Source organism: Bacteroides sp. RCH18, from assembly GCF_058231005.1.
This window is the reverse complement of sequence record NZ_JBIPTC010000002.1, coordinates 593,838-619,805: the sequence shown is the minus strand read 5'-3', so window position 1 is coordinate 619,805 and position 25,968 is coordinate 593,838. Positions and strand designations below refer to the sequence as shown.

At 49.8% G+C, this 25,968-nt stretch carries 32 protein-coding genes and 2 pseudogenes; 13 read left to right on the top strand and 21 right to left on the bottom strand.

Features of this window, described 5'->3' with window-relative positions; genetic code table 11:
• Positions 1–28: 28 nt before the first annotated feature.
• From ACHLI0_RS17705 to ACHLI0_RS17680, 6 genes are all read left to right on the top strand, one after another.
• Positions 29–784, top strand: a complete 756-nt coding sequence (locus ACHLI0_RS17705; protein WP_007569340.1) for a ParA family protein — start codon at positions 29–31, stop codon at positions 782–784.
• Positions 785–791: 7 nt separating this feature from the next.
• The gene (locus ACHLI0_RS17700) at positions 792–1,046 is read left to right on the top strand and encodes a plasmid partition protein ParG (RefSeq protein WP_007569339.1); all 255 of its coding nucleotides are present in this window, start codon (positions 792–794) and stop codon (positions 1,044–1,046) included.
• A gap of 465 nt (positions 1,047–1,511) precedes the next feature.
• The gene (locus ACHLI0_RS17695; protein ID WP_007569334.1) at positions 1,512–1,763 is read left to right on the top strand and encodes a hypothetical protein; all 252 of its coding nucleotides are present in this window, start codon (positions 1,512–1,514) and stop codon (positions 1,761–1,763) included.
• Between the two features lie 53 nt (positions 1,764–1,816).
• Positions 1,817–3,571 carry a ParB/RepB/Spo0J family partition protein gene (locus tag ACHLI0_RS17690; RefSeq protein ID WP_007569332.1) on the top strand — a complete coding sequence of 585 codons (1,755 nt, stop codon included), beginning with the start codon at positions 1,817–1,819 and terminating at the stop codon, positions 3,569–3,571.
• Between the two features lie 60 nt (positions 3,572–3,631).
• Positions 3,632–3,799 (top strand): hypothetical protein, encoded by a 168-nt coding sequence (locus tag ACHLI0_RS17685; RefSeq protein ID WP_007569330.1) that lies wholly within the window; start codon positions 3,632–3,634, stop codon positions 3,797–3,799.
• A 413-nt stretch (positions 3,800–4,212) separates the two neighbouring features.
• A complete protein-coding gene (locus ACHLI0_RS17680; RefSeq protein ID WP_007569328.1) occupies positions 4,213–4,728 on the top strand; it encodes a DUF4313 domain-containing protein in 516 nt (171 codons plus the stop codon).
• 124 nt (positions 4,729–4,852) lie between these two features.
• Here ACHLI0_RS17680 and ACHLI0_RS17675 read toward each other — a convergent pair whose 3' ends face one another.
• Positions 4,853–5,050 (bottom strand): hypothetical protein, encoded by a 198-nt coding sequence (locus tag ACHLI0_RS17675; RefSeq protein ID WP_154396197.1) that lies wholly within the window; start codon positions 5,048–5,050, stop codon positions 4,853–4,855.
• A 137-nt stretch (positions 5,051–5,187) separates the two neighbouring features.
• Between ACHLI0_RS17675 and ACHLI0_RS17670 the strand changes: the two genes are divergently transcribed.
• The gene (locus ACHLI0_RS17670; RefSeq protein ID WP_007569325.1) at positions 5,188–5,664 is read left to right on the top strand and encodes a hypothetical protein; all 477 of its coding nucleotides are present in this window, start codon (positions 5,188–5,190) and stop codon (positions 5,662–5,664) included.
• 69 nt (positions 5,665–5,733) lie between these two features.
• Here the strand turns inward: ACHLI0_RS17670 and ACHLI0_RS17665 are convergent, their stop codons facing one another.
• The gene (locus ACHLI0_RS17665) at positions 5,734–7,014 is read right to left on the bottom strand and encodes a type II toxin-antitoxin system HipA family toxin (protein WP_007569324.1); all 1,281 of its coding nucleotides are present in this window, start codon (positions 7,012–7,014) and stop codon (positions 5,734–5,736) included.
• Entirely contained in the window at positions 7,011–7,325 is a 315-nt protein-coding gene (locus ACHLI0_RS17660; RefSeq protein ID WP_007569322.1) for a helix-turn-helix domain-containing protein, read from the bottom strand. The genes ACHLI0_RS17665 and ACHLI0_RS17660 overlap by 4 nt, the downstream gene beginning before the upstream one ends.
• 369 nt (positions 7,326–7,694) lie before the next feature.
• Between ACHLI0_RS17660 and ACHLI0_RS17655 the strand changes: the two genes are divergently transcribed.
• The 4 genes from ACHLI0_RS17655 to ACHLI0_RS17640 are packed head-to-tail and all read left to right on the top strand — an operon-like array spanning position 7,695 to position 8,869.
• Positions 7,695–7,892, top strand: a complete 198-nt coding sequence (locus tag ACHLI0_RS17655) for a hypothetical protein (protein WP_007569317.1) — start codon at positions 7,695–7,697, stop codon at positions 7,890–7,892.
• An 11-nt stretch (positions 7,893–7,903) separates the two neighbouring features.
• Positions 7,904–8,176, top strand: a complete 273-nt coding sequence (locus ACHLI0_RS17650; RefSeq protein WP_171059051.1) for a hypothetical protein — start codon at positions 7,904–7,906, stop codon at positions 8,174–8,176.
• 10 nt (positions 8,177–8,186) lie between these two features.
• On the top strand, positions 8,187–8,459 hold the full coding sequence (locus ACHLI0_RS17645; protein WP_007569311.1) for a hypothetical protein: 273 nt from the start codon (positions 8,187–8,189) through the stop codon (positions 8,457–8,459).
• Between the two features lie 32 nt (positions 8,460–8,491).
• On the top strand, positions 8,492–8,869 hold the full coding sequence (locus tag ACHLI0_RS17640) for a hypothetical protein (protein ID WP_007569310.1): 378 nt from the start codon (positions 8,492–8,494) through the stop codon (positions 8,867–8,869).
• 202 nt (positions 8,870–9,071) lie between these two features.
• On the opposite strand, the gene tatC is transcribed toward ACHLI0_RS17640, so the two are convergent.
• Genes tatC through ACHLI0_RS17615 form a run of 5 tightly spaced genes read right to left on the bottom strand, consistent with a single transcriptional unit; the run spans position 9,072 to position 12,410 of the window.
• On the bottom strand, positions 9,072–9,875 hold the full coding sequence (tatC, locus tag ACHLI0_RS17635) for a twin-arginine translocase subunit TatC (protein ID WP_007569307.1): 804 nt from the start codon (positions 9,873–9,875) through the stop codon (positions 9,072–9,074).
• Between the two features lies 1 nt (position 9,876).
• Positions 9,877–10,074: a twin-arginine translocase TatA/TatE family subunit gene (gene tatA, locus ACHLI0_RS17630; RefSeq protein WP_007569305.1), complete on the bottom strand. Its 198-nt coding sequence runs from the start codon at positions 10,072–10,074 to the stop codon at positions 9,877–9,879.
• Positions 10,075–10,104: 30 nt separating this feature from the next.
• Entirely contained in the window at positions 10,105–10,188 is an 84-nt protein-coding gene (locus ACHLI0_RS17625; protein WP_080783879.1) for a twin-arginine translocation signal domain-containing protein, read from the bottom strand.
• The gene (locus ACHLI0_RS17620) at positions 10,185–11,213 is read right to left on the bottom strand and encodes an alpha/beta hydrolase (RefSeq protein ID WP_007569304.1); all 1,029 of its coding nucleotides are present in this window, start codon (positions 11,211–11,213) and stop codon (positions 10,185–10,187) included. The genes ACHLI0_RS17625 and ACHLI0_RS17620 overlap by 4 nt, the downstream gene beginning before the upstream one ends.
• 9 nt (positions 11,214–11,222) lie before the next feature.
• A complete protein-coding gene (locus tag ACHLI0_RS17615; protein ID WP_007569302.1) occupies positions 11,223–12,410 on the bottom strand; it encodes an aldo/keto reductase in 1,188 nt (395 codons plus the stop codon).
• A gap of 265 nt (positions 12,411–12,675) precedes the next feature.
• Here ACHLI0_RS17615 and ACHLI0_RS17610 point away from each other — a divergent pair, with 265 nt between their 5' ends.
• Entirely contained in the window at positions 12,676–13,575 is a 900-nt protein-coding gene (locus tag ACHLI0_RS17610; RefSeq protein WP_007569301.1) for a helix-turn-helix domain-containing protein, read from the top strand.
• Between the two features lie 2 nt (positions 13,576–13,577).
• Here the strand turns inward: ACHLI0_RS17610 and ACHLI0_RS17605 are convergent, their stop codons facing one another.
• Positions 13,578–14,471 carry a DMT family transporter gene (locus ACHLI0_RS17605; RefSeq protein WP_007569300.1) on the bottom strand — a complete coding sequence of 298 codons (894 nt, stop codon included), beginning with the start codon at positions 14,469–14,471 and terminating at the stop codon, positions 13,578–13,580.
• Positions 14,472–14,876: 405 nt separating this feature from the next.
• Positions 14,877–15,170 (bottom strand): annotated as a pseudogene (locus ACHLI0_RS17600) (type IV secretory system conjugative DNA transfer family protein); the annotation flags it as partial.
• A 106-nt stretch (positions 15,171–15,276) separates the two neighbouring features.
• Between ACHLI0_RS17600 and speD the strand changes: the two are divergent.
• A pseudogene (gene speD, locus ACHLI0_RS17595) lies at positions 15,277–16,788 on the top strand (adenosylmethionine decarboxylase); the annotation flags it as partial.
• A 14-nt stretch (positions 16,789–16,802) separates the two neighbouring features.
• Here the strand turns inward: speD and ACHLI0_RS17590 are convergent.
• The 11 genes from ACHLI0_RS17590 to ACHLI0_RS17540 all read right to left on the bottom strand — a co-directional run bounded on the left by ACHLI0_RS17590 (position 16,803) and on the right by ACHLI0_RS17540 (position 25,961).
• Entirely contained in the window at positions 16,803–17,666 is an 864-nt protein-coding gene (locus ACHLI0_RS17590; RefSeq protein WP_007569291.1) for a helix-turn-helix domain-containing protein, read from the bottom strand.
• Complete coding sequence (locus tag ACHLI0_RS17585; protein ID WP_225719309.1) at positions 17,663–18,274, bottom strand: GNAT family N-acetyltransferase; 612 nt, start codon at positions 18,272–18,274, stop codon at positions 17,663–17,665. The genes ACHLI0_RS17590 and ACHLI0_RS17585 overlap by 4 nt, the downstream gene beginning before the upstream one ends.
• A complete protein-coding gene (locus tag ACHLI0_RS17580; RefSeq protein WP_007569286.1) occupies positions 18,172–19,083 on the bottom strand; it encodes a nucleotidyl transferase AbiEii/AbiGii toxin family protein in 912 nt (303 codons plus the stop codon). The genes ACHLI0_RS17585 and ACHLI0_RS17580 overlap by 103 nt, the downstream gene beginning before the upstream one ends.
• Positions 19,076–19,840 (bottom strand): type IV toxin-antitoxin system AbiEi family antitoxin, encoded by a 765-nt coding sequence (locus tag ACHLI0_RS17575; protein WP_032571833.1) that lies wholly within the window; start codon positions 19,838–19,840, stop codon positions 19,076–19,078. Before ACHLI0_RS17575 ends, ACHLI0_RS17580 begins: the two co-directional genes overlap by 8 nt.
• Positions 19,841–20,068: 228 nt before the next feature.
• Positions 20,069–22,255 carry a type IV secretory system conjugative DNA transfer family protein gene (locus ACHLI0_RS17570; RefSeq protein WP_007569281.1) on the bottom strand — a complete coding sequence of 729 codons (2,187 nt, stop codon included), beginning with the start codon at positions 22,253–22,255 and terminating at the stop codon, positions 20,069–20,071.
• 7 nt (positions 22,256–22,262) lie between these two features.
• A complete protein-coding gene (locus ACHLI0_RS17565; RefSeq protein WP_007569279.1) occupies positions 22,263–22,745 on the bottom strand; it encodes a hypothetical protein in 483 nt (160 codons plus the stop codon).
• A gap of 4 nt (positions 22,746–22,749) precedes the next feature.
• Positions 22,750–23,421, bottom strand: a complete 672-nt coding sequence (locus tag ACHLI0_RS17560) for an Lcl C-terminal domain-containing protein (RefSeq protein ID WP_007569275.1) — start codon at positions 23,419–23,421, stop codon at positions 22,750–22,752.
• 7 nt (positions 23,422–23,428) lie between these two features.
• Entirely contained in the window at positions 23,429–23,941 is a 513-nt protein-coding gene (locus ACHLI0_RS17555) for a hypothetical protein (protein WP_007569273.1), read from the bottom strand.
• The gene (gene traN, locus ACHLI0_RS17550; RefSeq protein ID WP_007569269.1) at positions 23,938–24,789 is read right to left on the bottom strand and encodes a conjugative transposon protein TraN; all 852 of its coding nucleotides are present in this window, start codon (positions 24,787–24,789) and stop codon (positions 23,938–23,940) included. The genes ACHLI0_RS17555 and traN overlap by 4 nt, the downstream gene beginning before the upstream one ends.
• A gap of 9 nt (positions 24,790–24,798) precedes the next feature.
• Positions 24,799–25,611: a DNA-methyltransferase gene (locus ACHLI0_RS17545; RefSeq protein ID WP_007569267.1), complete on the bottom strand. Its 813-nt coding sequence runs from the start codon at positions 25,609–25,611 to the stop codon at positions 24,799–24,801.
• The gene (locus tag ACHLI0_RS17540; protein ID WP_007569266.1) at positions 25,608–25,961 is read right to left on the bottom strand and encodes a hypothetical protein; all 354 of its coding nucleotides are present in this window, start codon (positions 25,959–25,961) and stop codon (positions 25,608–25,610) included. The genes ACHLI0_RS17545 and ACHLI0_RS17540 overlap by 4 nt, the downstream gene beginning before the upstream one ends.
• Positions 25,962–25,968: the final 7 nt, after the last annotated feature.

Sequence of the window (25,968 nt, the reverse complement as noted above, 5' to 3'; positions counted from 1 at the left end):
TTTGCAAGTGGAATAAAAGAGTGAAACGATGACAAAAATAATTGCGGTCTTGAACCATAAGGGAGGGGTCGGAAAGACGACCACCACCATCAATCTGGCTGCGGCCCTGCAGCAAAAGAAAAAGCGCGTGCTGGCTATCGACATGGACGGTCAGGCGAACCTTACGGAATCCTTCGGCCTCTCCATTGAGGAAGAACAGACGGTGTACGGGGCGATGAAAGGCAAATACCCCTTGCCATTAGTTGAAACGGCAGGAGGTGTAACCGTCGTACCGTCCTGCCTCGACCTCTCGGCTGCCGAGGCAGAACTCATCAACGAGCCGGGACGGGAACTGATATTGAACGGCCTGATTGGCAAGTTGCTCGAAAACCGGAAATTCGATTATATCCTTATCGACTGTCCGCCCTCGTTGGGGTTGCTGACGCTGAACGCCCTTACCGCCGCAGACTACCTGATTATCCCGGTACAGGCACAATTCCTCGCCATGCGCGGCATGGCCAAGATCATGAATGTGATTGCCACCGTCCAGGAACGCCTGAATCCGAAACTCGCTATTGGTGGCATTGTAATTACCCAGTTCGACAAACGCAAGACACTGAACAAAAGTGTGGCCGAACTCGTCAAGGATTCATTCTGCGAAAAGGTGTTCAAGACCGTTATACGGGATAACGTATCTTTGGCCGAAGCTCCCATAAAGGGCAAGAACATCTTCGAGTATAGCAGGAACAGCAACGGAGCCAAGGACTACATGGCACTGGCGCAAGAGGTACTGAAATTAAAATAATCCCGATATGAGCAAGAGCGATTTACTGAAAGACAGCATGAAAGGCGGACTGGACGGGTTGCTGTCACCTACGAAAAAGACTACCGGCGGAAAACAGCCGGTAGCAGCCCCCACGGAAAAAGAAACGGCGGTTCATTGCAACTTCGTCATCAACAAAAGCATTCATACCCGTATGAAATTCCTCGCCATCAAGAAGAACATGTCGCTGAAAGACATCGTGAACGAGGCAATGAAAGAGTATCTGGAGAAGAACGAACAATAAACACAGGCATGGCTACCGCGTCTGCCCACCCCGGAGACGGCAGCCATGCGTCCTTTTTTATCCGCCCGCTGTTTCCATAGGGCGCATTCCTCCTTTATAGTCTTACCATCTTTCTCTTTTTTACCTGCCCGCAAGTACAGGCACATGGCCCGTTTTATCCCTATTCTAACCCTGACGGGCATATCCCTTTTCTACCGATTCCCTTACCGCTTTCCCGGCTTCATTCTCTGCCGTCACCGTTGTGTTTTATCAGATGCAAAGGTCCGCTGTCGCGCTTGATACGGCGGCTTGAAGTGTATTTCCTGCAAATTCTTCCTTTCTGCGAAAGAGTAATTGGCAGGAAAAGCCGTCGTATGAAGCTGTACCGACAGCCGTGTACCGCATCCGTAAAACCTCAAAGCGGTTCAGGCAGAGAAAGGAACCGAAAGGAGGGAAAGAAAAAAACAACGTAAAATTGACAGCGATATGGATAAAATCAAATTGGTAGTTTACAACGAGTACGCACTGGGTTATATCATGCCCGAACAACCCGGCAAAGTTTGTACGTTGGTGGATAGGATAACGCTCGGCGCACCGTTTCGGACAATGAATGAACCCTATTTCATCGGGAAAAGAGATACCGTCAGACTGGCGGGCAGAAAGGACTTTGACACGTTTCGGATAGTGTTCGACGGGTACGACAATCCGGAAATATACGAGTATGACACCGCACAATAAAGACAATAGTAATCAAACAATCTAATGTAATAACAAATTAAAATTTATGAATTATGGAAACAGCGAACATTCAATCAGTAGTAGAGAACAACATCGTATCAGTTGCATTGATGAATATTCAACCGAGCAACTATAACCCACGCAAGCACTTTGACGAGGCGAGCCTTGCCGAACTGGCCGAGAGTATTCGTCAGCAGGGAGTATTGCAACCTATCGGCGTGCGCCCCATTGTGGACACCGACCGCTTCGAGATTATTTTCGGAGAGCGCAGGTATCGTGCCGCCCTTATGGCAGAACTGACCGAAATTCCGGCTGTCATCTTGCATGTTTCGGACGAGACCGCCGCCGAAATGGCCGTGACGGAGAACCTGCAGCGCAAGGACGTTACCCCCATAGAGGAAGCCAACGCCTACCAAAAGCTCATGGAAAGCGGTCGCTACGATGTGCAGTCATTGGCCGTGCAGTTCGGCAAAAACGAGAACTATATCCGTACCCGTCTGAAATTCGTATCATTGATACCCGAAATCGCCGAACTTCTGGAAAAGGACGAAATCACAATCAGTGTAGCGAGTGAGATTTGCCGATACGGTACGGATATTCAGAAAGAGGTGTACTATAAACACTTGAAAGACAGCGACAGCATGTTGTACGACTGTTGGCGAGGACTGAAAGCCGCCGAGGTGGCAAAGTTTATCGAACGGGATTTCACGACAGACCTTAGCCGTTACGCATTCGACAAGACCCTATGCGCCTCATGCCCCCACAATACCAACAACATGATGTTGTTCTGCGAGGGTGGTTGCGGAAATTGCGCCAATCGGAGTTGTCTGGCCGAAATGAACGCTTCCTATCTCGTGGAGAAAGCCTTGCAGTTTGTGGAACAATACCCCTCCGTATCATTGGGCTACCAAGATTTCAACAATAACATGCTTGCGGTGGAACGCCTTACCGCTATGGGGTACGAGGTCGAGCACCTCAATACCTATGCCACGGCATACCCCGAAACGCCGGTAGCACCCGAAAAGGAAGAATACGACACTACCGAGGAATACGAGGCGGCATACAAGGAGTACGAGCAGGATTTCAGCAACTATATGGAAAAATGCAAGTCAATTCATGAACGAATCGATACGGGCGAACTCACGTTTTATATCTGCATCGGGCAGAAAGAAATTACGCTGTGTTACATGGCAAGTGCTGCCGCCAATGCGGACATGGCTACCGAAAAACAACTTTCCCCGGTGGAAAAATTGGAACAGCAGGACAAACGTAACAAGGAAATAGCCGTCGAGAAAACCGTTGCAGACGCTAAGAAACAGATTTTGGACGTTGATACGTCTGAAAGCAAATTCACGCAGGACGAGGAAAAGATGATATATTTCTTCCTGCTGTCGTCTCTCCGCAGGGAACACTTCGGGGTATTCGGTATCGGGGAGAAAAAAGCCTACCAACACCTTGAGGACGAAGAAAAAATGAACATCATCGCCAACCTCACGGCCAAGCAGAAAGCCGTTATCCGCAGGGATTTCTTGATAGACAACTTCAAAGGCGCATACGGCAATAACGCTGCTGCGACCCTCTTGCTCGATTTTGCCCGTAAGCACATGCCCGACACGCTCGCCGAAATTGAAAGTGGATATAATGAGGTGTATGAGAAACGCCATAAACGTATCGAGGAACGCAAAGCCGCCTTGTTGGCAAAGGAACGGCAGACAAAGCCCGAAGAAGCCGCCGAGGCAGAAAATACACAACCCACGGCAGAGGTACAACCCGAAGAACATACGCAACCCGAAGAGGTCGCAGCTTGACCATAATTCAATAGTAGGACGGAGAAATCCGTCCTACTGTCTAACCAATCAAAAGAGGTAATGATGAAATGTAAGGACTGCAAACATTACAACGGTGCGACAATGCCCGGAGCGGGATTGTGCAATGCCACGCAGGCACGTACTTTTGCCACGACGGTCTGTTTCAATGGACTGTTCACCCCGAAAAAACGGCAAGACGAACCGGATAGCAAGACCGGGAAGAAATAGCGCAACGCTACAGAGAGAGAGCCGCAGGAGCGGCTGTCTTTTTTAGCACTGCCGTTGGCAGATCTCCCTTTTTATCCCTTCGTTTTCCTTTTGTACGGAAATCCCTTCGCCAACGGCTCTGCCCGTCGGGACATGCTTTTTCCGGTGCAAAGGTATTGCCTTGGAGGAACATTCAAGTACCGCTACGCTATTTGAACACAATTTTTCAGCAGCTTTCCCGATTTTCAATCGTCCATATTTCGCGGACGCTCAATACCGCAACTATAAAATTCTGCCCAAATTCCTTGCCTGTTTCTCCCTGAAAGGCAATCTTTAATGCACGTAAAAATCAAATCCCGACAGGAGAAGCCTGAAGGCTTCCGAAAGGAGGGAAAAAATAAACAGATTGTTCAACTGATTAATGTTAAGATTTTATGGAAATTCAATTTGCTATCGTGCGTTCCGAAAACAGAGAGTATTTGTGCTACAAAGCAGGTGAAGCGTATGTAGATGCCAGCAACCCTATGATTGCTTTTACCGCAGGTGAAGATGAATTTGAAATCGTAGAGCCGGACAGCTCTTTCAGACAGAAAGAATACGAGTTCAGAGGCGAACGGTATTACCTCGTACCACGGTTTTATCGCAATGGCTGGTTGGCTCTTATCTTGGTAATGGTGGAAGATGAAGACGAATATATCGTACTTTCCGTCAATTTGGAGGAAATGGATGCGCTCGGTTTGCCGGACCGTACCTTTATCGACGTGAACAATTACCCGGATGCGTTGGACTTTTTGGTAGAAAACAGATTGGCGACCGATTCCGGCTACAAACGCAGGAGCGGCTTCGTGGAATACCCTATGGCTATGTTGAACCTGCCGCTTCTTTATCAGCATAACCCGCAAATTTTCCAAAAAGCGAACATCGAGCCATTCGGAGAAGAATGCTTTTGAAAAGGATTGTTCCCAAAAATGAAAGTGTCGGGTTCCGAAGATTGAATGTACAAGATGGCGTACTGATAACACAGTCAGTGCGCTATCTCCTTTGTCTTTATCGCCCGCCTTCGTCCTTTTATAGTCAGCCTCCCGGATACCCCGCCACCGCCCGTTTCCTCTTATAATTGCATTCTTTCCCTTTTGTAGCGGCACGAGCCGCCTGTTTCTCCCGTCCGGCTTTCCCGTCCCTCACCGCACGGGTTTTATCCGATGCGAAAGTCGGTCGTCGCGCTTGATTCTCCGGCTTGAAGTGCACTTCTTGCAAATTCTTCCTTCCCAAGCGAAGCGTAATTGGCAAGAAGAGCCGTCGTATGAAGCTGTGCCGACGACCGTGTACTGCATCAGTAAAACCCCGAAGCGGTTCCAAAGGAAAGGGATCGAAAAAAGGGAAATAAATAATCAATAATTCACAAGACAATGGGAAAATACGATTTTATCAAGACAGGGAATCTGCTTTATTGGCATGACCCGGACAACGGTTTGTCCGATGGGGCTTACCGAGTGATTTCTGCACCGGAAAACATGGAAGACGACAGCATTATTCTGATTTCGTCCGGTACTTCGGAAGCGGAGGTTTTGCCTTCGGAATTATCGCCGATAAACACGGGCAGAAGTCATAAAGAGGATTTTTTGCGCTGGAAAGCGGAACGTGAAGCCGAAGGCATGGAGTTTTATAATCGCCTTTCCGAAGTCATGGAAACGGAGGACGATTTGGCCGTAGGCGACATGGTAGCATTTACAAACGATTATGGAGTAGTATTCGGCCCTCAAGAGGTATTAGCTTTCAGGAAGCCTTGGAATGGTGACAGATGCGTGTATCTTGACAGCGACGCCTATTGGTTTCCCGACCGTCCCGACCAGTTGACCCTCCTAAGCAAGAAAGGGGCGGAATGACAACGACAAACCCACCCGCCACAAAAACGGGTGGGTTCATTTCCCCTGCATGAAATCCCATGCTCTATTTTAATCGGCTCGCACGCACTCCACTCGTGCAGCGATTTCCTTTTCTATCGTTCCTATCCATTCCTCTCCGACACCGGCCTCCCGGCCGTATTCCGGGTAACGCGAAACGATGCCTATGGTCTTTTCTATGAACGGCTCTGCGGCCTTTATACCGTACCGGCGGGCTACTTCCAGCAGGTCTGCCGCAGTAATACCCTCTGTCCGGTTGTTGATAGTCATGCTGTGGCGGTTGACGTAATACGGTGCGTCCGGATCGACCGAGAACGTGTAGTCGTAGGCCGGAGCAACGTGCCAACGCCCGTCATCGCCCATCAGGAAGCTGAAATTCTTGTTATGGTCATCGACGTTCCCGCCCAGCACGTTCAGCACCATCAAGCGAAACAGTTGCCGGAGTTCCCCCGGCGGCACGCCGATACGGCAGGCCGCCTCGAATAGTGCTTCGTAAGAATCTGCCGGGGGGTTCATGGCAGCCAATGTCTGGATATGCACCTTCTTGCCGTTCCGGCGGTCGAAACGCTCGGTCAGGAAGTGCGCTGTCTGCTCACCTTCCAACAGGCGGCTCGGCATCATCTGAAGCCCGGCGTCTACGGCCATCAGGTAATAACTGTATTCTATCCGTGTCGTCGGCATCTTCTGGTGTTCGTCGAACTTGACGATCATCGGCGTGTAGCCCGGATAAGGGGTCGCCACCTGTCCGGAGTAACATTGTCCTTCCCCGAAATTGACGTTGACCACCGCTTTGGGCCGTCGTCCTCCTGCGGACGTTCCTACCTTGAACAGGCTTTCGACCATCAGGTTGCCCGATACCGGGACGTTGAACCGTCCGGCTTCCTCGAAAGCCTGCCGGGCCAGTTGGTAGAGGTCAGCGATCTCCACCTTGAACGGTGTCTCCAGTTCCTCGGCAGTGGGCGGGACGAACTCCAATGCCCCCATGCCGCGCCGTCCGATATAGGCGAGACGGTCGAGGGCGGACAAGTCCCTCATACGGATATGATGCACTTTGGCCCATTCGTTGAACACGGTGTTTCCCCAATGGTCGGGCAGCGAATCGGCTATGAACGAGGGCAGGCCGCCGAAAAGCCGCTCTTCATCGGGATAGACCGGCAGGCCGCGCTGTGCGGCAACCCCTTTTACCGGCGCACGGAGCGGGGCGATGTCGTAGCCGTCGCGGACATAATCGCTGTCGAAGTAGAAACAGGCTTTGCTGCGGTGTCCTTCCCGATTGGCGACAAGCGTGCCGACCTTTTTATCCCATAGGATTACATCGAGACTTTCTATCATTTCTTGCCCCTCCTAACTCGTTTAGGTATCAGTTTCTCGATTTCCCGAAGCGCCATCGGCGGCATGGGAAGTTCCGGCAGAATCTCCGCGAGCCGCTCTGCCTGACCGAGCGCACGCAGCAGGGAGATGAAATTGGCCAAGGTCAGGTTACGGCTGACCCCCTGCTCGAAATGGCTGATAGTCGTCTGGCTTACACCCGACTGTTCGGCCAGCTCCTTCTGGCTCATGCGGGCGGCCAGACGGTACTCCTTGACCCGCTTCGCCAAAAGCGTCAGCATATCGCTGTTTGTGGTATAGTTCGTTGTTTCCATAATGTCAATATATCACTATTTATATGCAAATATAACAACAATTATCCATATATAGATATATAAATTCTCTTTTTTAGCTTCCAGCCGTCCTTTTCTACCGCTTTCAGGTCTCCGTATTCTCTCCCGTCTGGCTTTCCCGTCCGTCACCGCACCGGTTTTTATCGGTGCAAATATGGGCTGTCGCGCCTGATTCCGTCGTTTTGAAGTGCATTTCTTGCAAATTCTTCCTTCTGCGAAGCGTAATTGGCAAGAAAAAACGTCGGAAAGGGCTTTTTCGCCAGCCCCGGAAAGCACCATAAAACCCGAAGCGGCTCCGGCAACAAGGAAGCCGAACAGAGGGAAAGAAAAACAATTATTAAAATTTAACAAATGAAGACATTAGAAGAATTATTGCAAGAACTGGGCTGCGAAGGTAGCGCATTCGACAGTACCGGAGAATTTACAAAAGCGGGAGAAAAGGCGTATGAACGCTTGGAGCACTTGCTGTATGACATAGAAAGTCTTACAGGCAAAAAGGTGACACCCATAATTGAGGAACTTGACAGAATATGCAACGAGAACTATTAAAATTCAAGAATATGGACATTAAAGAAAGCAAAGAATACCGCCTCGCCAAAGACTGGGAAATGGCGGTAAACAGTTTCAGTTTCAACCCCGAACGGTTCGCGGCGGCAATCCCGGACATGCACCCGACGCTTCAGCAAAGCCTGTACCGCCTGATTAAGGCGTGTATCAAGGTCATGGCGGACGAAACACGCCGTTACGATGACCGGAACCGGGCATCGCACGAGGAAGCGAAGCATATCATGGAATACCTCAATGAACACGGAAAAAATGTACCATTAATATAAAAACGACGATATGAAAACAACTAAGATTCAATTCAACGGCAGGTCTTATTACTCCCGCATCGTGGAATCTGTCGATGGCGAAGAATTGCTTATCGGTTCGACAATCCTGCTCGATGCCTTGCAGCCCGGCAGTTTCAATGACGAGAACGAAGGTTTTGCCAGTAAAGAAGCCGAAAGGATTTATGACGAGATTTTCTTCTTTACCGACGAGAGAACGCTTCAGCTTCCCGAAAACGAGTTGATAGCCGAACTCAAAAAGGATAACCCCGATTGGTTCGAGTAAATCATGGAATAATAATTTATAAACTTAGAATTATGGAAAAAGAATATGTAATGCAGGTCGCACAGACCATTAAGGAACAGTTAGTAGCGTTAACCCCCATGACCGTCCTCATGTCGTGGGGTATCAAAGAGTTTGCCGCCACCCTATACAGGGATTTGCCGGCACTCCGCATTAAGGTGAACGGACGGCTGCACGCAGGGTACGTCATCGTCGCACTCAACGGATCGGATTATTACGAGGTCTATCTTGTGAAAGGAATGGAGGTGGAATGTGTGAACGAAGAGGTTTGTTTCGACGAGTTGGGAGACGTTATCGACCGGGCTATCGAGAGCGGCACGGACAAAGCCGAGTACGATAAATTCTGCGAACAGGAGCGACAGAATTTATATGTAACTGTTGTCACTGTCTGATTCCTCTTTTTAGGGGATGAAAGCCGTGCCTTTCGGAAAACGAGCAGGGTACGGCTTTTCTATGTATAATGCAGAAACGAATAAAAACCTGCCGTTTATAAAACGGATTACCTACGTGTTACAGTACCTTACCTCTTATTGTAAAAAGGTTTGTTTTATCTTTTGGCCGGCAGATTGTTTTTCACTTCAAGATGTCGTTTCTTTATCTGTCTACTGCCTTTTTACTTGCAGCTCTATTTACGACCAGAATGCTCGCTTCATATAAAACCCACATCGGCAATGTGACCAATGACAACGTGAACACGTCCGAAGTCGGCGTGATGACAGCCGCAACGATAAGGATAATCACTATAGCGTGCTTCCGGTAACGTCGCATGAAATCGGCGGTGAGAAACCCCAATTTGGCAAACAGCCATGATAAAATCGGAATCTCGAACACGATACCCATTGTCAGGCACATCAGCACGAGGGTCGAAATGTAGGATTGCAAGACGATCATGTTCTCCACTTCACCGCTGACCTGATAGGTTCCAAGGAAACGGAATGTCAGCGGGAAAATAAGAAAGTAGCTGACCGCCACACCCATCAGGAACATTGCATAGCCGCCTCCGACTATCCGCACGGCATATTTCCGCTCGCAGGCATACAGGGCAGGCGACACGAACCGGAACAACTGGTAAAGGATATAGGGCGACGCGCACAGGACACCCGCGCATAATGCCGTCTTCATGTGGATGACGAACTGCCCGGCCAGTCCCGTGTTGATGAGCTGCACGGCAAAACTCCCGGTCTCGCCGCCGGCCCATGCTGCAATCCGGTTGAAAAGACGGTACGTGATGAAGCCGTCGTTTTTCGGGGCAAGGATAACGGCAAAAAGTTTTTCCTTAAAACAAAAGGCGGCGATACCGAACACGACGGCCACGGCGACGATTTTAACAATCGCCGTCCGCAGCACGTCCAAGTGCTCCCAAAAGCTCAAGCCGTCCGTTTTGTCTTCCTTTGCCATGTCACTCCTCTTTCTTGTCGGTATTTTCGGGACTGATTTCTTTCTCCATGCCGTTCATACCTTCCTTGAATGAACGGACACCTTTGCCGATGCCTTTCATCAGTTCGGGAATTTTGCGTCCTCCGAAGAACAGCAGGACGACTAATGCAATCAGCAGCACTTCCTGCATACCGATGCCTCCGATAAATAATGGTATCATATGAAAATTGTTAAAGGTTGTTCGATTAACTCAATAGTCGTTTTCAGTCATCGTTCCGCCGGCTATTCCCGCCATTTTCAGAAAGTTCCTTCGTCCATGACTCCGCCTTCTCAATCCAGTCCTTTCTCATGTAACCATCTCGACAGGTGATCGGCCACCTCCACGTTGTTCAAATCGGAGAAGGGAAAATGGGTGTTGCCCTTCAAACCTATCTCCGGCAGATGAATGACCGTGACATCGCCGCCGTGTTCGTTGAGCAAGGCAGCCCATTTGCGCATCAGATGCAGGCGTCGTGTCCATTCGTACAGTTCCGGCCGTTCGTCGGTTTCCGGCAGATTGTCGCCATAGTAGATGATGATAGGGATTTTCGTGAACTGCAGAAATTCTTCCATCGGCACTTCCACGCCTTCGGTCTTCTTCGACAGGGTTAGTACTTTCCCTTCCTCCGGCATCTGCCCTTCGGGAAAAGGCACGTTTGTTCCCGGCTCGTAGGCGACGATGGCACGGATGTTCCTTGTCTGCGGCAGTGTAAGCCATCCGACACCTCCGCCCTGCGAATGGGTGACGAAGACAGCCGGACCTATCCTGTCGAACAGTGCGGCATACGCCTTGGCGTAGACATCCAGATCGGGAGGGCCGAGAGTTGGCGTCATCTGACGGAAATACTGGTTCAGAGCCTCCTTGTCGCGGCTGAACTGCACGCCCTCGAAATAATCGGGCCAGATGCCCACGCGGAAACGGTTGAACCACGTCTCCTCGTCGAAGACGGGGGTAACGGTTGCGGGTGTCGTGCTCCGCCCCGCGTTTCCCCGGCGGGGCTGGTCGACGAGATAAGTCTGGAAACCGCGGCGCAGGAAAATATTCTGGAACCCCTCGCGGCCGTCCGGCGTAGTTTCCCATGTCTTGGAAAACTGCCCCACGCCGTGGGCGAAGACAAGCGGGTATTTCCGGGCATCGACGGGTTTCTGATAGAACACGTAGGCGTGGTCGCCGTGATAGGTGCGCCCCAGTGAATCGGTGAGCACCGTGCCGCCCACGGCGAAACTGCCCTGTTCCTCGATTTGCATGATATTCCCGTTGCGTGCGTTGCAACCCGACAGCAAGGCGGCGGCCATCATATAAAAGACAACCTTTCTCATACGCCCTTCCTATTTCTGGATTTTCGATTCCTGCAAAGCGTCATAGCGGCTTCCCACGACCGGAATTGCGGCCACGGCCTTTTCCAGCTCGGTCACTTCTTCCGACGTGAACACTATGTCGCAGGCCCGCAGGTTCTCTTCGAGGTGCGAGAGCTTGGTCGTGCCGGGAATAGGAACGATAAAAGGCCTCCTGTTCAGCAGCCATGCCAATGCCACCTGCGCCGTGGTAATGCCTCTCGTCCGTCCGAAAGCGTTCAGTACCTCCACGATACGCGTGTTGGCACGGATGGCTTCGGGCTGGAAACGCGGAAGCGTCTGGCGGTTGTCGTTGGCGGTGTCGAACCGGGTGTACTCGTTTATCATGCCGCCGAGGAAACCACGGTTCAGCGGGCTGTACGGCACGAAACCGATACCCAGTTCCTCGCAAAGCGCCAGCACGCCGTTTTCTTCCACCGCGCGGTGCATGAAGTGATACTCGCTCTGTATGGCCGTAACCGGACATACCTTGTGCGCCCGGCGGATGGTTTCAGCATTGACCTCGCACATGCCCCAGTGCAGTATCTTTCCCTCCCGGATAAGCTCGCCGCATGTTTCGGCTACGACCTCGATGGGCGTCGCAGGGTCGACGCGATGCTGGTAGAATATGCCGAGCGTCTCCACGCCGAGATTGCGCAGGGAGTTCTCGCATACGCGCCGGATGTTTGTCGGGGTGCTGTCCTCTTCGGTCTTCACCTGCACGCCGTTCACGAACTTGTGCCCGAATTTGGAAGAGACGAACACGCGGTCGGTATAGCCTTTCAGGGCTTCGCCTACCAGTTTTTCATTCTTGTGGTAGCCATAGCTTTCAGCCGTATCGAATAAGGTTACACCCCGTTCTATCGCTTCGTGAATCAACCGGATGCAGGTCTTTTCATCGGGAGACTGGCTGCGGTGATGGTTCAGCCCCATGCAGCCGAAGCCCATCGCCGAAATGGTAAAGGCTGCCTTGCCGCTGCTCAAGGTACGCTGTGCGCGGACTGCTGCCATTCCTGCTGGAATGGTTGCTGCCGATACTGACGATTTACCTGTAATGGCTTTTTCCGCGGCCGTTACTTTCTCCAATGCCGGCGCGATGCAGATGGCCGCGCCTGCCAATGCGGTTCGTTTCAGGAACCCGCGACGACTGATGCCGTTCTCTTGAATCTGTTCTTTTTTCATGTCGTTATCTGTTTGATTATCTTTCTGATTGCAAAATTAGATAGGGGAATTAAGAGCCTGTGTATCAATTTCACGGATAGAATTACCAATTTCAACGGGCCGGTAAGAACGATGCCGGTATACCAGTAAAATTGGTATCCAAAACGATGATTTCGGTATATGCCGTACCATCGGGAATCCGTATCTTTGCTTTTAATTAAAAGCAGAATGAAAAGCTATCACAGAAAAATAGCTATATTTGCAATGACTTAAAAAAGAGGAAATTATGAGTGAAATAATGAAGGTTGATACAGTCCAGCAGTACAACGACTATTTTGGCGTGGAGACCCTGCACCCGTTGGTCAGCGTTATTGAAGGCAGTAAAGGGAAGCCTCTCCGGTTCGGGAAAAAACTGTATAACATCTATGCTATTCTATTGAAAGATGCGAACTGTGGAAATCTTAAATATGGAAAAAGTATATACGATTATCAGCAGGGGACGATGCTTTTCCTCGCCCCCGGTCAGGTAATGGGATCTGAAGATGACGGGCAGCTGCACCAGCCCGAAGGATGGGTTGTTGCATTTCATCCCGAATTTCTGCGAGGTACACCATTGGCGCATATAATGAAAGATTATTCATATTTTTCTTACAATGCCAACGAAGCCCTGCACCTTTCCAAACAAGAAAGACGGACGGTTATAGAATGTATGGAAAAAATTCGCATTGAGCTGCAGTATCCTATCGACAAGCACAGCCGTTCGCTCATCGTGGATAACATCAAGCTGCTGCTTGATTATTGCATCCGCTTCTACGACCGTCAGTTCATCACCCGCGACAATGCCAATCACGACCTGTTAGCGCGTTTCGAGGACCTTCTGGATGAGTATTTCGCCTCTGATGCCCCTGCAAGGCATGGAGGGATGCCGACTGTGCAATATTGTGCATACAAACTTTGTCTTTCCCCGAATTATTTCAGTGACCTGATGAAAAAAGAAACGGGAATGCCTGCCCTGAAACACATCCAGCAGAAAATGCTCGATGTCGCTAAAGAGCGGGTATTCAATACGGCGAAGTCCATAAGTGAAATATCCTATGAACTTGGATTTCCATATCCGCAACACTTCAGCCGTTGGTTCAAGAAAATGGCCGGGTGTACGCCCAATGAATACAGAACCGCAAATTAGCTTTATTTTTTATTTTGTGAATGACTGACCAGTAAAACACCGGATATGACAAGTATGGCCGAAACCGGTTCATCCCAGCTAAAAATGTCCTGCCCGATTAAAATGGCAACGACAGAAGCTATAATAGGCTGTAGGTTGATGTAAATGCTGGCAGTGGTGGGCTGTATCCCCTTGAGAGCGACGGGATATAGCAGATTGTTGAGAACAGTTGCCAGCAACAATACGAATACAAGCTGGAGTAATGGTTGCCAACAGAACGCGGACTGATAAAGCGGTTGCACGTACAATTCATTTATACTGAACGGCAGCATGGACAATGCTGCAAATAGGAACATCCATTTTTGAAGTGTGACAGGAGAGTATTTTATCGCCACTCTTCGGATGATAATCAGATAAAATCCGAGCATAACTGTATTGACGATGGCGAAAACAATGCCAAGTATATGATTTTCAACGGATGCGGCAATATCCATTTGTGAAATCAAGACCCATGCTCCTGCAATTCCCAACAGAACACCTGTCAACTTCCGCCGGTTGATAGCTTCTTTTAAAAACAATACGGAAAAGAGCATAACTACGATTGGATTTAAGGCGACAATAAGTGCGAAGTGAACTGGTGTCGTATAATTAAGTCCCCACGCAAAGGAAAGATAAGTACAAGCAACACCGGAAATACCGCCCAAAGCAATCACCATCAAGTCTTTGGCATTGACCTTTTCTCTCCTGAAAACAAGCCCGATCGTCCAAAATATCAGCGTGGCGAATAAAACACGAGAGGAGGCAAGCCCAATCGGTGTCATCCACTCTGCCAGGAGCGATTTACCGACAGGTACATTCAAACCACAAATAATTTGTGTCGAAAGCATGGCGATATGTCCGTTCAACCCTTTGTTCACATGGATTTATCTGTTTGATAGAGAGTGCAAAGATACGACTTTATTTTCATAAACTCCCGTCGAAACTGCGGTAAAAGACTGAAAGGATTTTATTGTTGTTTCCGTAAAAATGGTTGTATCAACCGGGCTGTCCTCAAGGAAATATTCGCAGATATACTGTCCGAAAAACAGGTTCGGGAGTTTATCTCCAAAACGGAAGATGCAGGTATTATACAAAAAAAGGGGGACTGGTAAATGTACCCGTTATATAAAAAACACCTGATTTCCCTTCTTTTATGTAGGGCCGCAAGAAGCTGATTTTGAACTATAAGATTTTCACAATAGATAGGAAACGCCGAAACGTCCGCAATAATCACGGAATCATTGCAGGCGTTTTTTAGTTCCCTCATATCGGAATCTGGCTTTCTATTTAGTTTCCCGTTTGTTCAGCACGTCCTTTATCATTTCTTTTACCTCCATTCCCACATTCACGAAATTCCGATAAAGAATGCGTTCCTGTTCCTCCCTCGACTTGAACGTGTGGAACTTCAGTAACGGTACATACGCCGCTTCCCCCTTCTTGATTTCCTTCATGTCGAAATCCGTTTTGCAGAAGAACTTCGAGGTCTTAAACTCCTCCGCTTCCTGTACGTTCATTGAGCCGCCTATACCGGTTTTTGTTTGGATGAAGTCCTGAGCCGTCTGGCCATATATCCAACCTATCTGCCTTTGTATTGAAAAGTACCCATATCAGCAGGATTTTGCTCTCTATTACTTAATGATGTTGTTCTATTTTTGCAGCCTGTAAATCAACGATATGTAATAAATGGATTATATCGACAAAATATTTAAGACAGTATCAATTAAGGATAGCCGACGGATTATTGAACTTTATTTTCAGGAGCTGTATTGTTTTGCGCCACTTTCCAACAAAGCCCTCTCTCAAAAATTACTCTTGCCGGTACCTATCGTGACCGCCATAAAGAACGAAGGTATCAGGCTGGGCATATTGGAACAATGCAGCGGAGGCGTAGGGCTTACTCATAACGGAAAGGAGTATGTGGAACAAGCTCTTGGATTCAAGGGGATTGACCTCTGCCTGTATCGCCGACTGGCGGAAAGCGAACAGGCAAGGGACGCATACGCTGACGCGCTGAGTAAAAAATACCGTGCGGCATTCGACGAACGCCCCGTAGCGGATGTAGCACTGGACCAAGCCCAATGTACCGTACAGACAGCATTCCGCAGGGCTTTGCTCTGCTTGGCAAACGGCACATTGACAGGCAGACAAATCGTATGCATGGGCGATGATGATTTTGTCAGCCTTGCCATCGGGTTTCTGCTGAAAGAACTTTATCCCGGTCCAAGCATCTGCCCGACACACATCCATGTACTTGAGATGGACGGTCGTTATATCGAGTGTCTGGAGCGGCTGGCCGGACGGTTCGCCCTGCCGATAAGTTGTGAACGGGTGGATTTGAGGATGCCTCTGCCTCCGCATTTGTGCGGGCGTTTCGACTGCCTGTTCACCGATCCGCCTTATACGCAAGAGGGAGCTTCCTTGTTCCTGTCACGTGCCATTAGCGTACTGAAAGAAGAGTCCGGATTGAGAATCTTTTTCTCGTTCGGGAACAAGTCGGCAACGGAGGTTTACTTTCTGCAAAAATGTTTCCAACTGCACGGACTGGCCATCAAAGAGATGTTCACCCGGTTCAATGAATACATGGGCGCATCTCTTTTGGGCAACAAAGGACAGCTCTTTGTCCTGGAAACGACAGAACGTACACGCGCCTTGTTTCCTCTCGAAAAACGAGGGCGCGATGACATCTACACCGCAGACCGCAATCTCCGGCAAAACCGTTACCGCTGCCGGCAATGCGGCAAAGTCTATGCCGTGGGGAAAGAGGCGGAATATCAGACCATCAGGGAGTTGAAAAAACAAGGCTGCAATGTATGCGGAGCTACGGTTTTCGACAGACTGCACAAAAACGGGAATACGGATAAAAAGCAATACCTTCCCTTAGGGCATCACATCCTTGCAGACTTCTACAACTGCGACCCGGAAAAACTGGACGATGTGGAACAGATTCGCACATTCATGCACGAAGCGGCAGTAAGTGCCGGAGCGACCATAGTACAGGAAAACTTTCACAAATACGCCCCAGTGGGTGTGAGCGGTGTGGTGGTCATCCAAGAATCCCACTTGACCATACACACGTGGCCGGAGTGTGGTTATGCCGCTGTCGATTTGTTCACATGCGGCACCAATGTCCGTCCGTGGACTGCTTTCGACTATTTGCAGGAGCGGCTCGGATGTGCGAAAGTGGAATACAGCGATTTGATACGGGGAGCCTATGAGCGGCTAAGCCTGTTGCGGTATTCGGAAACGGAACAGCCTGCCGTGCGGCGGAAAAAGCGGCAAAGGTACGACGCGTCTTCGAAATGGAACAGACGGGCCAGGTCTTTGACGGACTGTTCTGTGTTGTCCAAATAGCGTTTGAGTTCCGTTACGACAAACAGGTCAATGATTTCCTTCGGAGTCCGCTGTTCTATTTTGCAGGTTATCTTATAAAGGTAATCGGTCGTGATGCAAAGCCTGTCCGCATAATATCGTACATCTCTTTTTACATGGAAATTCTTAGCCAGCAGTGACATGAACTTGCCGAACAGCACCCTTGACTGATCCTTTTGATAACACTTGCCCAAGTCGGGAAACATCGGCTTGAACACAATATCTAAAGCCAGAAAAACATTGTAAATGCAATTTTGCAGGATGTTTTTCCGGCTTTCTTCATCACCGTTCTCCATCGCCCATATCATCTGCTTGAACACTCCGTCTGCCAATGAGTATTGTGCTTCCGAAAGTCGGCAGACCGGATATTCATACAGTCCGTCCCAAAATGCGGGGGAAGTCATTTTGTAGAAAATCTCCCCTGTCAGTTCCAATGACAAGGATATATATTCTGCCGTGAATGAAGGAGAAACACACAGCGGTGCAAATAAGGTGTCCGAAAACAACACAAGCAAATCACCTTTGCGGAATGTCCGTTTTCGTGTATTGGTGGTTACGACAGCCCGGCCTTCAACGCATAACAGCATGGTACACCCGTTTGCCACGAAAGGCAGTTTACCTGACAAGTCACGCAGGCTTGTTCTTCCGTGTTTGTATTGTTCGCCATGCGAGAGAGCAAAACTTTGTATGCCGGACGTTATCATAACAATTTCCTTTCCATCGTTACATGGGTTGGCTCGAAGCAATGCTTTTTATACAAAGAGCGCATCGGTACGTTCCCGGCATGAACCTTGCCGACAATATAAGCCGCCTTGCACTCTCTCGCATATTCTATGCTTTTTTCAAACAGGTCGTCTACAATTTGCATTCCTCGAATGCACTCATCCGCATAAATGGACTTGAAGTTGGCATAAACCTCTCCGGTCAGGCTGTTCTGCTTTTTCTCCATCCATACCCAGCCCACAATTTTACCGGATTCCGTGTCTTCTATCACGATCATTCCGCGTCGGTCTTTTGCTTTGGCTAATTTCTTGCAGTGGAACTCGAGGTCAGTAATAGCCTTTTCTCCGAATGAGATTTCAGAAATTTCAATTTCAAATTTTGCCACCGCTTCAAAGTCTTCCTCTTTTATTTCTCGCATATTGTACATGATTCCAAATATTGTTTTTCCGTTAACACCAATCTGTCCGGCATGATGCCCATAAAAACTTATCCCTTCTTCGGAAATAAGAAGGTCTGTAGCTTTTCCAATCCCGCCTTGTGCTTTTGAGGATTGCTCTTTTTCAGCTTGGCAATGTTCTGTAATTTCCATTTTACGGACGGATAGCGGCTTAAATCTCCGGCACAGCATTTTTCCCAATCGGGTTCGCCGTTTTCAAATGACAGAAGAAATTCCCGGTCTGTTTCGGTCAGGCTGTCGTTTACCTGCTGAATGAGGTTATGCCTTGCCTCTTCATAATCCGAATAAGTGAATGGAGTATCGGACATTCCCTCAAACTGCTTTTCCAGTGCTTCCGTCTGGTCGATGGCGTTCGGCTGCAAAGATTCGATGACAGGCTTGTCGCTCCCCAACAGGCAAAGCATGAAGCCGTTCTTGACATCATGAAACGACGCCATTTCCATATACTTGCAATCGAACAGGTCCCGTGGGTGTTGGCGGCTTAATGCCGCTGCAATTTTGCCCCCGTAAAGCTGCGAATAAGAAACTGTACGTGCTTTACAGGTCATATTGAACTCCGTTTCAGCCCGTTCGCACAGTTTCCTGTCCTCTGTCTCTCCGATGATACCCCGCTTTGTCCCGTTCACTTCGATTTTGACGGTCGCACCGTCCAAAGTACATTGTAATTTCCAGACATCATGCTTGTGGATCACTTTTATGCCCGGTATGGATTTTTCTATGTAGCTTTTCAAAGTTCGCAGATGGTTGTTGATTGCGTCCAGACTCTCGGCCCTTTCCTTTACGGGAATATAGGTGAGGTCTATATCGACTGAATAGCGAGGCATGTTTTTATGAAACAGGTTGATAGCCGTACCTCCATGCACAGCAAAATCTTTGATGCGGTACACGGACGGCATAATGCGTATCAACAATGCCACCTGTTTTTTATAGATGTCATTCATATTCGTTCAGTTCTTTAGGTACGGTTATTTTGTATTTGGAGATATAAATCCCGTTTTTTGACAGTTGCAATTTGGAGGTTCCCAGTCCTATTTTGGATGTATCAAGTGCCTCGAACCAATAGTGTCCCGCTTTTTCTGCCATATAAAGGAACATACGCTTTACTTTAAGGTTCTTGGTCGTTTCGAGCAGTTGCTGTAGCATTTCGGGACGCAGCGTTGTCAGTTGTTCCATCATATAGAACAAGTCCATATAGGAATATTGTTGCGGTGCAAGCAACAGACATTCCAAGAATGCCTGTTCAGGTGTAGAAACCAGCAGATCCACTTCGTATTTCACAATCGTTGCGGTCTGCGGTTCTGAAAAGGTATCGGTGGAAAACGGTTTTATCACCCTGTCGAAAACATCGTGGCGTATCCATTCCGGAACACGCTGTTTGCCGTGTGCCACCATCAGCAACGGTTTCCCCATAGGCACATAGTGGTTGAAGCCGAACAGTTCCAATGCAGAATGAGCTGCGACACGGAACGTCTTGCCCAATTGCCTGTTGTAGCAGGACAATGCGGCGTATGCCGACAGGCTGTCTCCCGTTCGGTACATGACTCCCTTTGACAGCATCTCAAGCCAGCCGGATTCCCGGTATCTTTTTATCAACTGGTCGGAATAACCGTTCCTTTTCAGCCATTCGGAGAATAACAATCCTTTGGGAGTGGCGGAAAGCAGCAGTTGGTTTATTTTGCTTTTTTGTTCTATATCCACAGTATATGATTTGTTTTCTTTTTCAACTGCAAAGGTAGCATTATTTTCCGTTCCAAAGGTCTTGAAAGTTGATTTTGTTTCGGTATAATATACTTTTTGTGTAGTATTGAATACCAAAACCAACTCCACAGGATTTTCCAAGATACCGGAAACGCCAAAACGCCTGCAATAATCGCGGAATCATTGCAGGCATTTTTTTTACTTTCCCTCATATCGGAAACAGGTTTCTTATTTCGCCCCTCGTTTGTTCTGCACGTCCTTTATCATTTCTTTCACCTCCATTCCCACATTCACAAAATTCCGGTAAAGAATGCGTTCCCGTTCCTCTCTCGACTTGAACGTGTAGAACTTCGGCAGCGGTACATACGCCGCTTCCTCCTTCTTGATTTCCTTCATGTCGAAATCCGTCTTGCAGAAGAACTTCGAGGTCTTGAACTCCTCCGCTTCCTGCACGTTCATCGAGCCGCCTATGCCGGTTTTTGTTTGGATGAAGTCCCGTGCCGTCTGGCCGCAGATCCAGCCCGTCGGCATATCCGAGATTTTCGAGGCGGGTACGAGGCTGTCCATATTTTCGTTCAGATTGATGGAAGTCTTGTCCCGGTCTATCGTGACACCCTTCTTGATTTGCACCACCTTGCCGAAGATGTCGCTCGACAACCATTCCAGCGTTTCCTTGGCACGGGCCGAACCGCTCACCACGTTACCCACCGTCGTGATGATTTTCTGCATACCCACTTTCCCGTAATCCGCTTCGAGCTGCGGCAGTTCTTGGAAGCCGAGCGTCACGCTCACCTTGTTGCTTCGTGCCGTGCCGATCAGGCGGTCTATCTTGTGGAAGTACAGCGTCGGCAGCTCGTCCACGATAATGCTCACGGGGACATTTTTGCCCTGTCCCGTATTCACACGGGTAACGAGGCGGTTCAGGATAAGGGCGTTCAACGCTCCGATAATGCTTTCCATTTCCGGATCGTTCGCTATCAGCAGGTAGCTCGGATTCTTCGGGTCGCTCACTTTCAGGTCGAAGTCATCACCGTCACGGTGGAATATCCAGTAACTCTCTTTGGTCGCCAGACGAGAGGTATAGACGCGCAATGTACCGATCATACCTTCCAACTGTTCCATCGCGCGATTTTTCAAAGCGGTCTGGAACGGACCGAGCAGCGGGGCAACCTCGTTGTCGGTCTCCAGTACCTCGAAGATGGTCTGGTAACTCTCGTTCAGGAACGACAGGATATGCGGCATATCCGAATACTTGCCTAACCAGTAGGCAGGTTCAACGATTTCCCCGCCCTCTTTGGCGCGTACCACACCCGTCGGTTTCCAGAATTTCGTCTCCGGGTCCTGCCGTTTTTCAGCGTACAATTTGTTTCCTTTGGCATCGTAAGGCTCGCGTTCATAGTTCACGAAAAAGTAGATGCAGGCGGCGAGGAAGTTCACAGCCGAAGTCTGGAAAAACTGGTCGCTGCCGCCGCCTCCCTCTTTCTTGCCTTTTTGCAGGGATTCCAGCAGCGTTTCCGCCGTTTCGCTCGCCGCAGCGAGGTTGTTGATGTATTTTGCCTGAATTGGATTTACCCGGCGGCTGTACTCCACGTCCACGAAGTTAATCATATTGAATTGGCAGCCTTGGGGCAACTTTCCGAGCTTCTGGTTTTTCTTGTAGTGGTAGTACAGTTTCGTGGCCAGCGTCGGGAACTTGTAGTCATAGACCACCATCGCGAACCCCTTGGCCGAGTGCTGTCGGATAAACGGCTCGATGATACTGAATGTCTTGCCCGACCCCGGTGTTCCGACTACCCATGTTCCACGAAAACAGTTGGTTATATTGGTCCAGCCTTTACGGAACTTGCCCTTGTAGTAATATCGCATGGGGATATTCACGCTGTACGGAGTCTCTATCAGTTCCTCGCATTGCTCGAAACTTTCATTCTCGAAATTGAAACGATCCTTCATCAGTCCCTCTTTGAGGAACTTGGAGATGTTATCCAGTGCGACATGCACGAGGATAACCCCCGTGAGCGATACCGCCATATAGAGAATAATGTTCAGCGGCAGCGTGTAGAACCGCGTCTCCATCGGATGACCGAACAGCCATACGGACAGCACTAACAGGGCAAAGCCGCTCACGAGCGGGTACAAGACCTGCCGCCGGGCGTTGAATTCCAAATGTTTCTTGGCTCTGGTGCCGATACAGGTAATGCAGATCAGCAGCACCGTGGCGACCTTGCTGTACACGAGGTTGCCGTCGTTATAGATGGCCCACCGTTTGATACGTCCGTGAATGTCGCAGAGTATGCCGCCCCAGTGGTCCAGCATGGCCGGGTCGATGGCATACTCGAAAAACTCCATCAGTACGGAGACATACACCACCGCACGGAATATCCGGTAAAATCCCTGTAATTCCTTGCTCTCTTCCATTGCTATGTCAATTCTTTTTAATACCCCAGAGGACGTGGATGTGAGGCCATTGCATACGGTTATCAGCGGAAAGCTGGCAGACATGGGAAACTGCATATAGAGGTTTAAGCCCGTCATATATTGCAGAAGCCCGTACTTCCGCTGTAAACTTCTCAAGGAAAATCCGGACGGCATTGTCAGAGCCATAAGTCATGAAATCAATGAAATCTTCAATCAATTCTTCATTGACATAGCAGAGCTGACCTTGGAAAATATCATGGTAACGGCTGATACGGCCGTTCCATTCTGCCCGGATTTCTTCCCTGCGATTCTTTACGGAGGGAAACCTCTTGTAGCAGTCTATTCCATCGTCGAGGAATATGAAATTACCGGAAACGTCCTCTTGTTTAGGACATTTGCATCTTAACAGATACCCGAAGAATCCTTTGTCCGGATGTACTATATCCACATACTGTGGTGCTTGAAAATCTTTAATTCCGTTCATAATCATAAATTCAGTTGTTGATGGTTATAATGGGACGCACTTTATGCGCCTGTGTCTTGGGCGTTTCCTGCATGGTTCCGCTGGCTGTCGAGTAGAGCCATGCTTTGACTGTCTGCTGTCCTTCCACCTCCGTCGATGTCCAATACCAGCACTCGTCGGCCTCGGTCGGCAGCGGGTCGCCGCCGCATTTCTCGATAATCGGATTGATGACGGTCTGTGCCGAATACAGCAGACGCATCTGTGCCACCGAGGGGATATAGGCGCTCTGTCCGTATTTCCACAAGGCAAAAACGGCTTCAGCCATCGGCGAGGCCGTTTCTTCCGTATCGTACAGGGCGAACGTGTTCTCATTCCCGTCGTATGCAGCAATGTCCGCCGACGTACCCTGCTCGACACCGAGGCTGTCGGCAAAAGCCTTCGGCGTCATGTCCCACAGATAGACGGCATAGCCGTTTCCTTCCGTTTCCCCGTCCGAATAGGTATGGAAGACGACGGCAATCGCCTGTTTCCCGGAATTTTCATACTCGCTGTACGGCACGGCCTTGCCGTCCACGCAGAGGACATGTCCGGGACGTACCGTCTTGTCGGGTTCTTCTATATGTGCGTCGCAGGCAGCCAATGCCCCGGTTATGAGGAGAACCGGCACTACCTGGCACGTTTTTCTGATAGTGTTCTGTTTCATCTTTCCCTTATTTTATAGGTAGTTTAATACCGAGGGCAACTCCTGTACGCAGCACATCGGCCCCCTTTATCATCACGTCTCCCTTGACTTGCCAGTATAGCGTCCAGCCCGCCCGCAACACATAGTTGTGCTCGTAGCCGAAATGCAGCCCGACAAGGAACTTCCTCGTATCGCTTCCGCCCGAAGCCCCGATACGGAGGCTTCCGTAATGGTTGCGTCCCCTCGTGACGCAGGGTTTGTAAGCCACGCCGAAGCCGTAGGTACGGTAATTCTGCCAGAAAGATTTCGGGCATACATGCTTGCAGGATTCGCACTCTGCCCATTGCAGGTAGCCGTTGGCAAAGAACTCCCACGCATGGCGGTAGTTCATCTCGTGTTCGTAGGCCAGCGTCACGTCCAGCCCGTTCTTGTACAGCAGCCCCGCTCCGAGCGAAAGGCGGCCGCTGCCCCGTTGTGCATTCGCGCCGACGGCGAGGCACATGCAGGCAATCGTCAGGATAATCGTCTTTCTCATTGTCATTCCTCCTCCAGCAATGCCGTGCTGAACGAATCGGCCGACAGCACGTCCTCATAGTCGATATTCAGGCTGATAGCACGCCCGCTGATTTGTTTCTCCGTCATCTCGATGGTCAGTACCTTGTCGTTCGGGAACGTCATTTTCCTGACCACGACCACATTCCGGTAGCCGTGCCGGAACGTCTTGCCCGTCTCCAGCACCAGTTCCGGGACCAGTTCGATGACTTGCGCATTAGTCGCTTTGGTCAGTTTCTTGTCCGCCAGCTTCACCCGTATCTCGTCAATGTCGAAACGTATGTTCGTCCGGTTCTCTATTGAGAAGTCGATGAAGAAATACTCTCCCACGGTGTAGATGTTGTTCAACCGCATGGTCATGCGGTGTGCCTTGGTGGCGACGTTGCGGATCTTCGCGGGCGAGTTCCAGATACGCCGGGCGAAGCGTGTCATCTCCACGGTGGACATCGAGACCGCCGGGTTGTGGTAGGCGTTTCGTTCCTGCAACTGGATTTCCTTGTCAGTTACCGCCTCCCGCACCCGTGTGGTGTAGAGCAGTGCATACTGCGTGCGGTAGCGTTCCGTTACGATGGTCACTATGGCCAGCACCTCGCCGTCCTCGTGTCCGCCCTCTTTCGGTTTCAGGCGGACGATGTTATCTATCGGCTGGTCACCGACAACCTTATCGGTGGAGATGTCCACGAAGCGTACCGGTTCCGAGGCCGTGATGACCGTCGTTACCTGTTCATTTACCGTAAGTTGTTCCATCTCCTCGTAGGTTCGTTGTGCCTGTACATTCGGCGTTCCCAGCAGTCCTGCCGCCAGAAGAAATGCCGTTACGATTCCTTTTTTGTCCATGTCATTGATTTATTGATTTTGTTTTTCTTCCCTTATCTCTTTTTCCTCTTGTGCTTTGTTCCTGCATTCCAGTTCCTCCTGAATCCGCCGTTCGGCAATCTCGCAGTACACCTGTTCGATTTCAAATCCGATGTAGTGTCGTCCCGTGCGGATAGCGGCCACGGCGGTTGTGCCTGACCCGATACAGTTGTCCAGTACAACATCGCCTTCGTCGGTGTAGGTCCGTATCAGGTACTCCATCAACGCCACGGGCTTTTGTGTCGGGTGGTAGAACGCGCCTTTCTTGTGTTCCTTCGGCATGAAGATGACCGAGGTCGGATATTTGTCATCGGCTATGCGTACCGGTGAGAGTTTCATCGTTCCGTAACAACGGTTGGTAAATCCCTCCGTTTTACGCCTCCCGTGATTTCTCCGTTCCGGAGGACACGGTGTCATCTGCGGATGATAGACCGGCTGTTTTTTATAGAATACCAGAATATCCTCGTGCTGCCGGAGCGGCATACGTTTGGCATTGAGATGTCCCGTCACCCGATCTTTCTGCCACACGAGGTTGTACCGCCATAGCCGGGGTTGCGACAGCATGAGCCATGCGGAGAAAAGCCCCTGTCCGAACAGGATAATGGGGCTGTCCGGCTTGGTAATCCGCCGGTATTGCTCCCACAAGGCTGCGAACGGTATCTGGCGGTCCCAGTTCACCGACGGATTGCTGCGATTTAACACCCCGTAAGGCAGGTCGGCGATTATGGCGTCCACGCTACTATCCGCTATCTGTTTCATGCCCTCCATGCAGTCCATAAGGTAAATGCGATCCGTCTCTATCATATTGCGTCTGTTTTCAGTTCTACAATTTGTCGGGCGCTCATCCAGGTACAGCGTTCCGTCCGGGTTTTCCGGATTTCACACTCCCAGAGGGTATTCTTCTCCACATGTTTGAAATTGACCGCACCGTCTCTCGGCCCGTAAAAACCGGTATGCTTCTGGAAGGCGAATAAGGCAATCCTCCGCCCGTCTTCTGCCTGAAAGTTGCATATCAGGGCGAATCGTACCCCTTTGTGCCACCATTCGGTACTTACGAGCTTCCCAACGAATGTTTCGGGCTTATCGGGAGCGATGTAGTCCTCGTAATAGAAGCCGTCCGTTCCCTTATGAAGTTTTGATATGTCTGATTCCATTGTCACT

Bases quoted from the DNA above. Each gene is read 5' to 3' on its own strand.
- ACHLI0_RS17705 (WP_007569340.1), top strand. From the start codon at position 29: ATGACAAAAATAATTGCGGTCTTGAACCATAAGGGAGGGGTCGGAAAG.
- ACHLI0_RS17700 (WP_007569339.1), top strand. From the start codon at position 792: ATGAGCAAGAGCGATTTACTGAAAGACAGCATGAAAGGCGGACTGGAC.
- ACHLI0_RS17695 (WP_007569334.1), top strand. From the start codon at position 1,512: ATGGATAAAATCAAATTGGTAGTTTACAACGAGTACGCACTGGGTTAT.
- ACHLI0_RS17690 (WP_007569332.1), top strand. From the start codon at position 1,817: ATGGAAACAGCGAACATTCAATCAGTAGTAGAGAACAACATCGTATCA.
- ACHLI0_RS17685 (WP_007569330.1), top strand. From the start codon at position 3,632: ATGATGAAATGTAAGGACTGCAAACATTACAACGGTGCGACAATGCCC.
- ACHLI0_RS17680 (WP_007569328.1), top strand. From the start codon at position 4,213: ATGGAAATTCAATTTGCTATCGTGCGTTCCGAAAACAGAGAGTATTTG.
- ACHLI0_RS17670 (WP_007569325.1), top strand. From the start codon at position 5,188: ATGGGAAAATACGATTTTATCAAGACAGGGAATCTGCTTTATTGGCAT.
- ACHLI0_RS17665 (WP_007569324.1), bottom strand. From the start codon at position 7,014: ATGATAGAAAGTCTCGATGTAATCCTATGGGATAAAAAGGTCGGCACG.
- ACHLI0_RS17660 (WP_007569322.1), bottom strand. From the start codon at position 7,325: ATGGAAACAACGAACTATACCACAAACAGCGATATGCTGACGCTTTTG.
- ACHLI0_RS17655 (WP_007569317.1), top strand. From the start codon at position 7,695: ATGAAGACATTAGAAGAATTATTGCAAGAACTGGGCTGCGAAGGTAGC.
- ACHLI0_RS17650 (WP_171059051.1), top strand. From the start codon at position 7,904: ATGGACATTAAAGAAAGCAAAGAATACCGCCTCGCCAAAGACTGGGAA.
- ACHLI0_RS17645 (WP_007569311.1), top strand. From the start codon at position 8,187: ATGAAAACAACTAAGATTCAATTCAACGGCAGGTCTTATTACTCCCGC.
- ACHLI0_RS17640 (WP_007569310.1), top strand. From the start codon at position 8,492: ATGGAAAAAGAATATGTAATGCAGGTCGCACAGACCATTAAGGAACAG.
- tatC (WP_007569307.1), bottom strand. From the start codon at position 9,875: ATGGCAAAGGAAGACAAAACGGACGGCTTGAGCTTTTGGGAGCACTTG.
- tatA (WP_007569305.1), bottom strand. From the start codon at position 10,074: ATGATACCATTATTTATCGGAGGCATCGGTATGCAGGAAGTGCTGCTG.
- ACHLI0_RS17620 (WP_007569304.1), bottom strand. From the start codon at position 11,213: ATGAGAAAGGTTGTCTTTTATATGATGGCCGCCGCCTTGCTGTCGGGT.
- ACHLI0_RS17615 (WP_007569302.1), bottom strand. From the start codon at position 12,410: ATGAAAAAAGAACAGATTCAAGAGAACGGCATCAGTCGTCGCGGGTTC.
- ACHLI0_RS17610 (WP_007569301.1), top strand. From the start codon at position 12,676: ATGAGTGAAATAATGAAGGTTGATACAGTCCAGCAGTACAACGACTAT.
- ACHLI0_RS17590 (WP_007569291.1), bottom strand. From the start codon at position 17,666: ATGATAACGTCCGGCATACAAAGTTTTGCTCTCTCGCATGGCGAACAA.
- ACHLI0_RS17585 (WP_225719309.1), bottom strand. From the start codon at position 18,274: ATGGAAATTACAGAACATTGCCAAGCTGAAAAAGAGCAATCCTCAAAA.
- ACHLI0_RS17580 (WP_007569286.1), bottom strand. From the start codon at position 19,083: ATGAATGACATCTATAAAAAACAGGTGGCATTGTTGATACGCATTATG.
- ACHLI0_RS17570 (WP_007569281.1), bottom strand. From the start codon at position 22,255: ATGGAAGAGAGCAAGGAATTACAGGGATTTTACCGGATATTCCGTGCG.
- ACHLI0_RS17565 (WP_007569279.1), bottom strand. From the start codon at position 22,745: ATGATTATGAACGGAATTAAAGATTTTCAAGCACCACAGTATGTGGAT.
- ACHLI0_RS17560 (WP_007569275.1), bottom strand. From the start codon at position 23,421: ATGAAACAGAACACTATCAGAAAAACGTGCCAGGTAGTGCCGGTTCTC.
- ACHLI0_RS17555 (WP_007569273.1), bottom strand. From the start codon at position 23,941: ATGACAATGAGAAAGACGATTATCCTGACGATTGCCTGCATGTGCCTC.
- traN (WP_007569269.1), bottom strand. From the start codon at position 24,789: ATGGACAAAAAAGGAATCGTAACGGCATTTCTTCTGGCGGCAGGACTG.
- ACHLI0_RS17545 (WP_007569267.1), bottom strand. From the start codon at position 25,611: ATGATAGAGACGGATCGCATTTACCTTATGGACTGCATGGAGGGCATG.
- ACHLI0_RS17540 (WP_007569266.1), bottom strand. From the start codon at position 25,961: ATGGAATCAGACATATCAAAACTTCATAAGGGAACGGACGGCTTCTAT.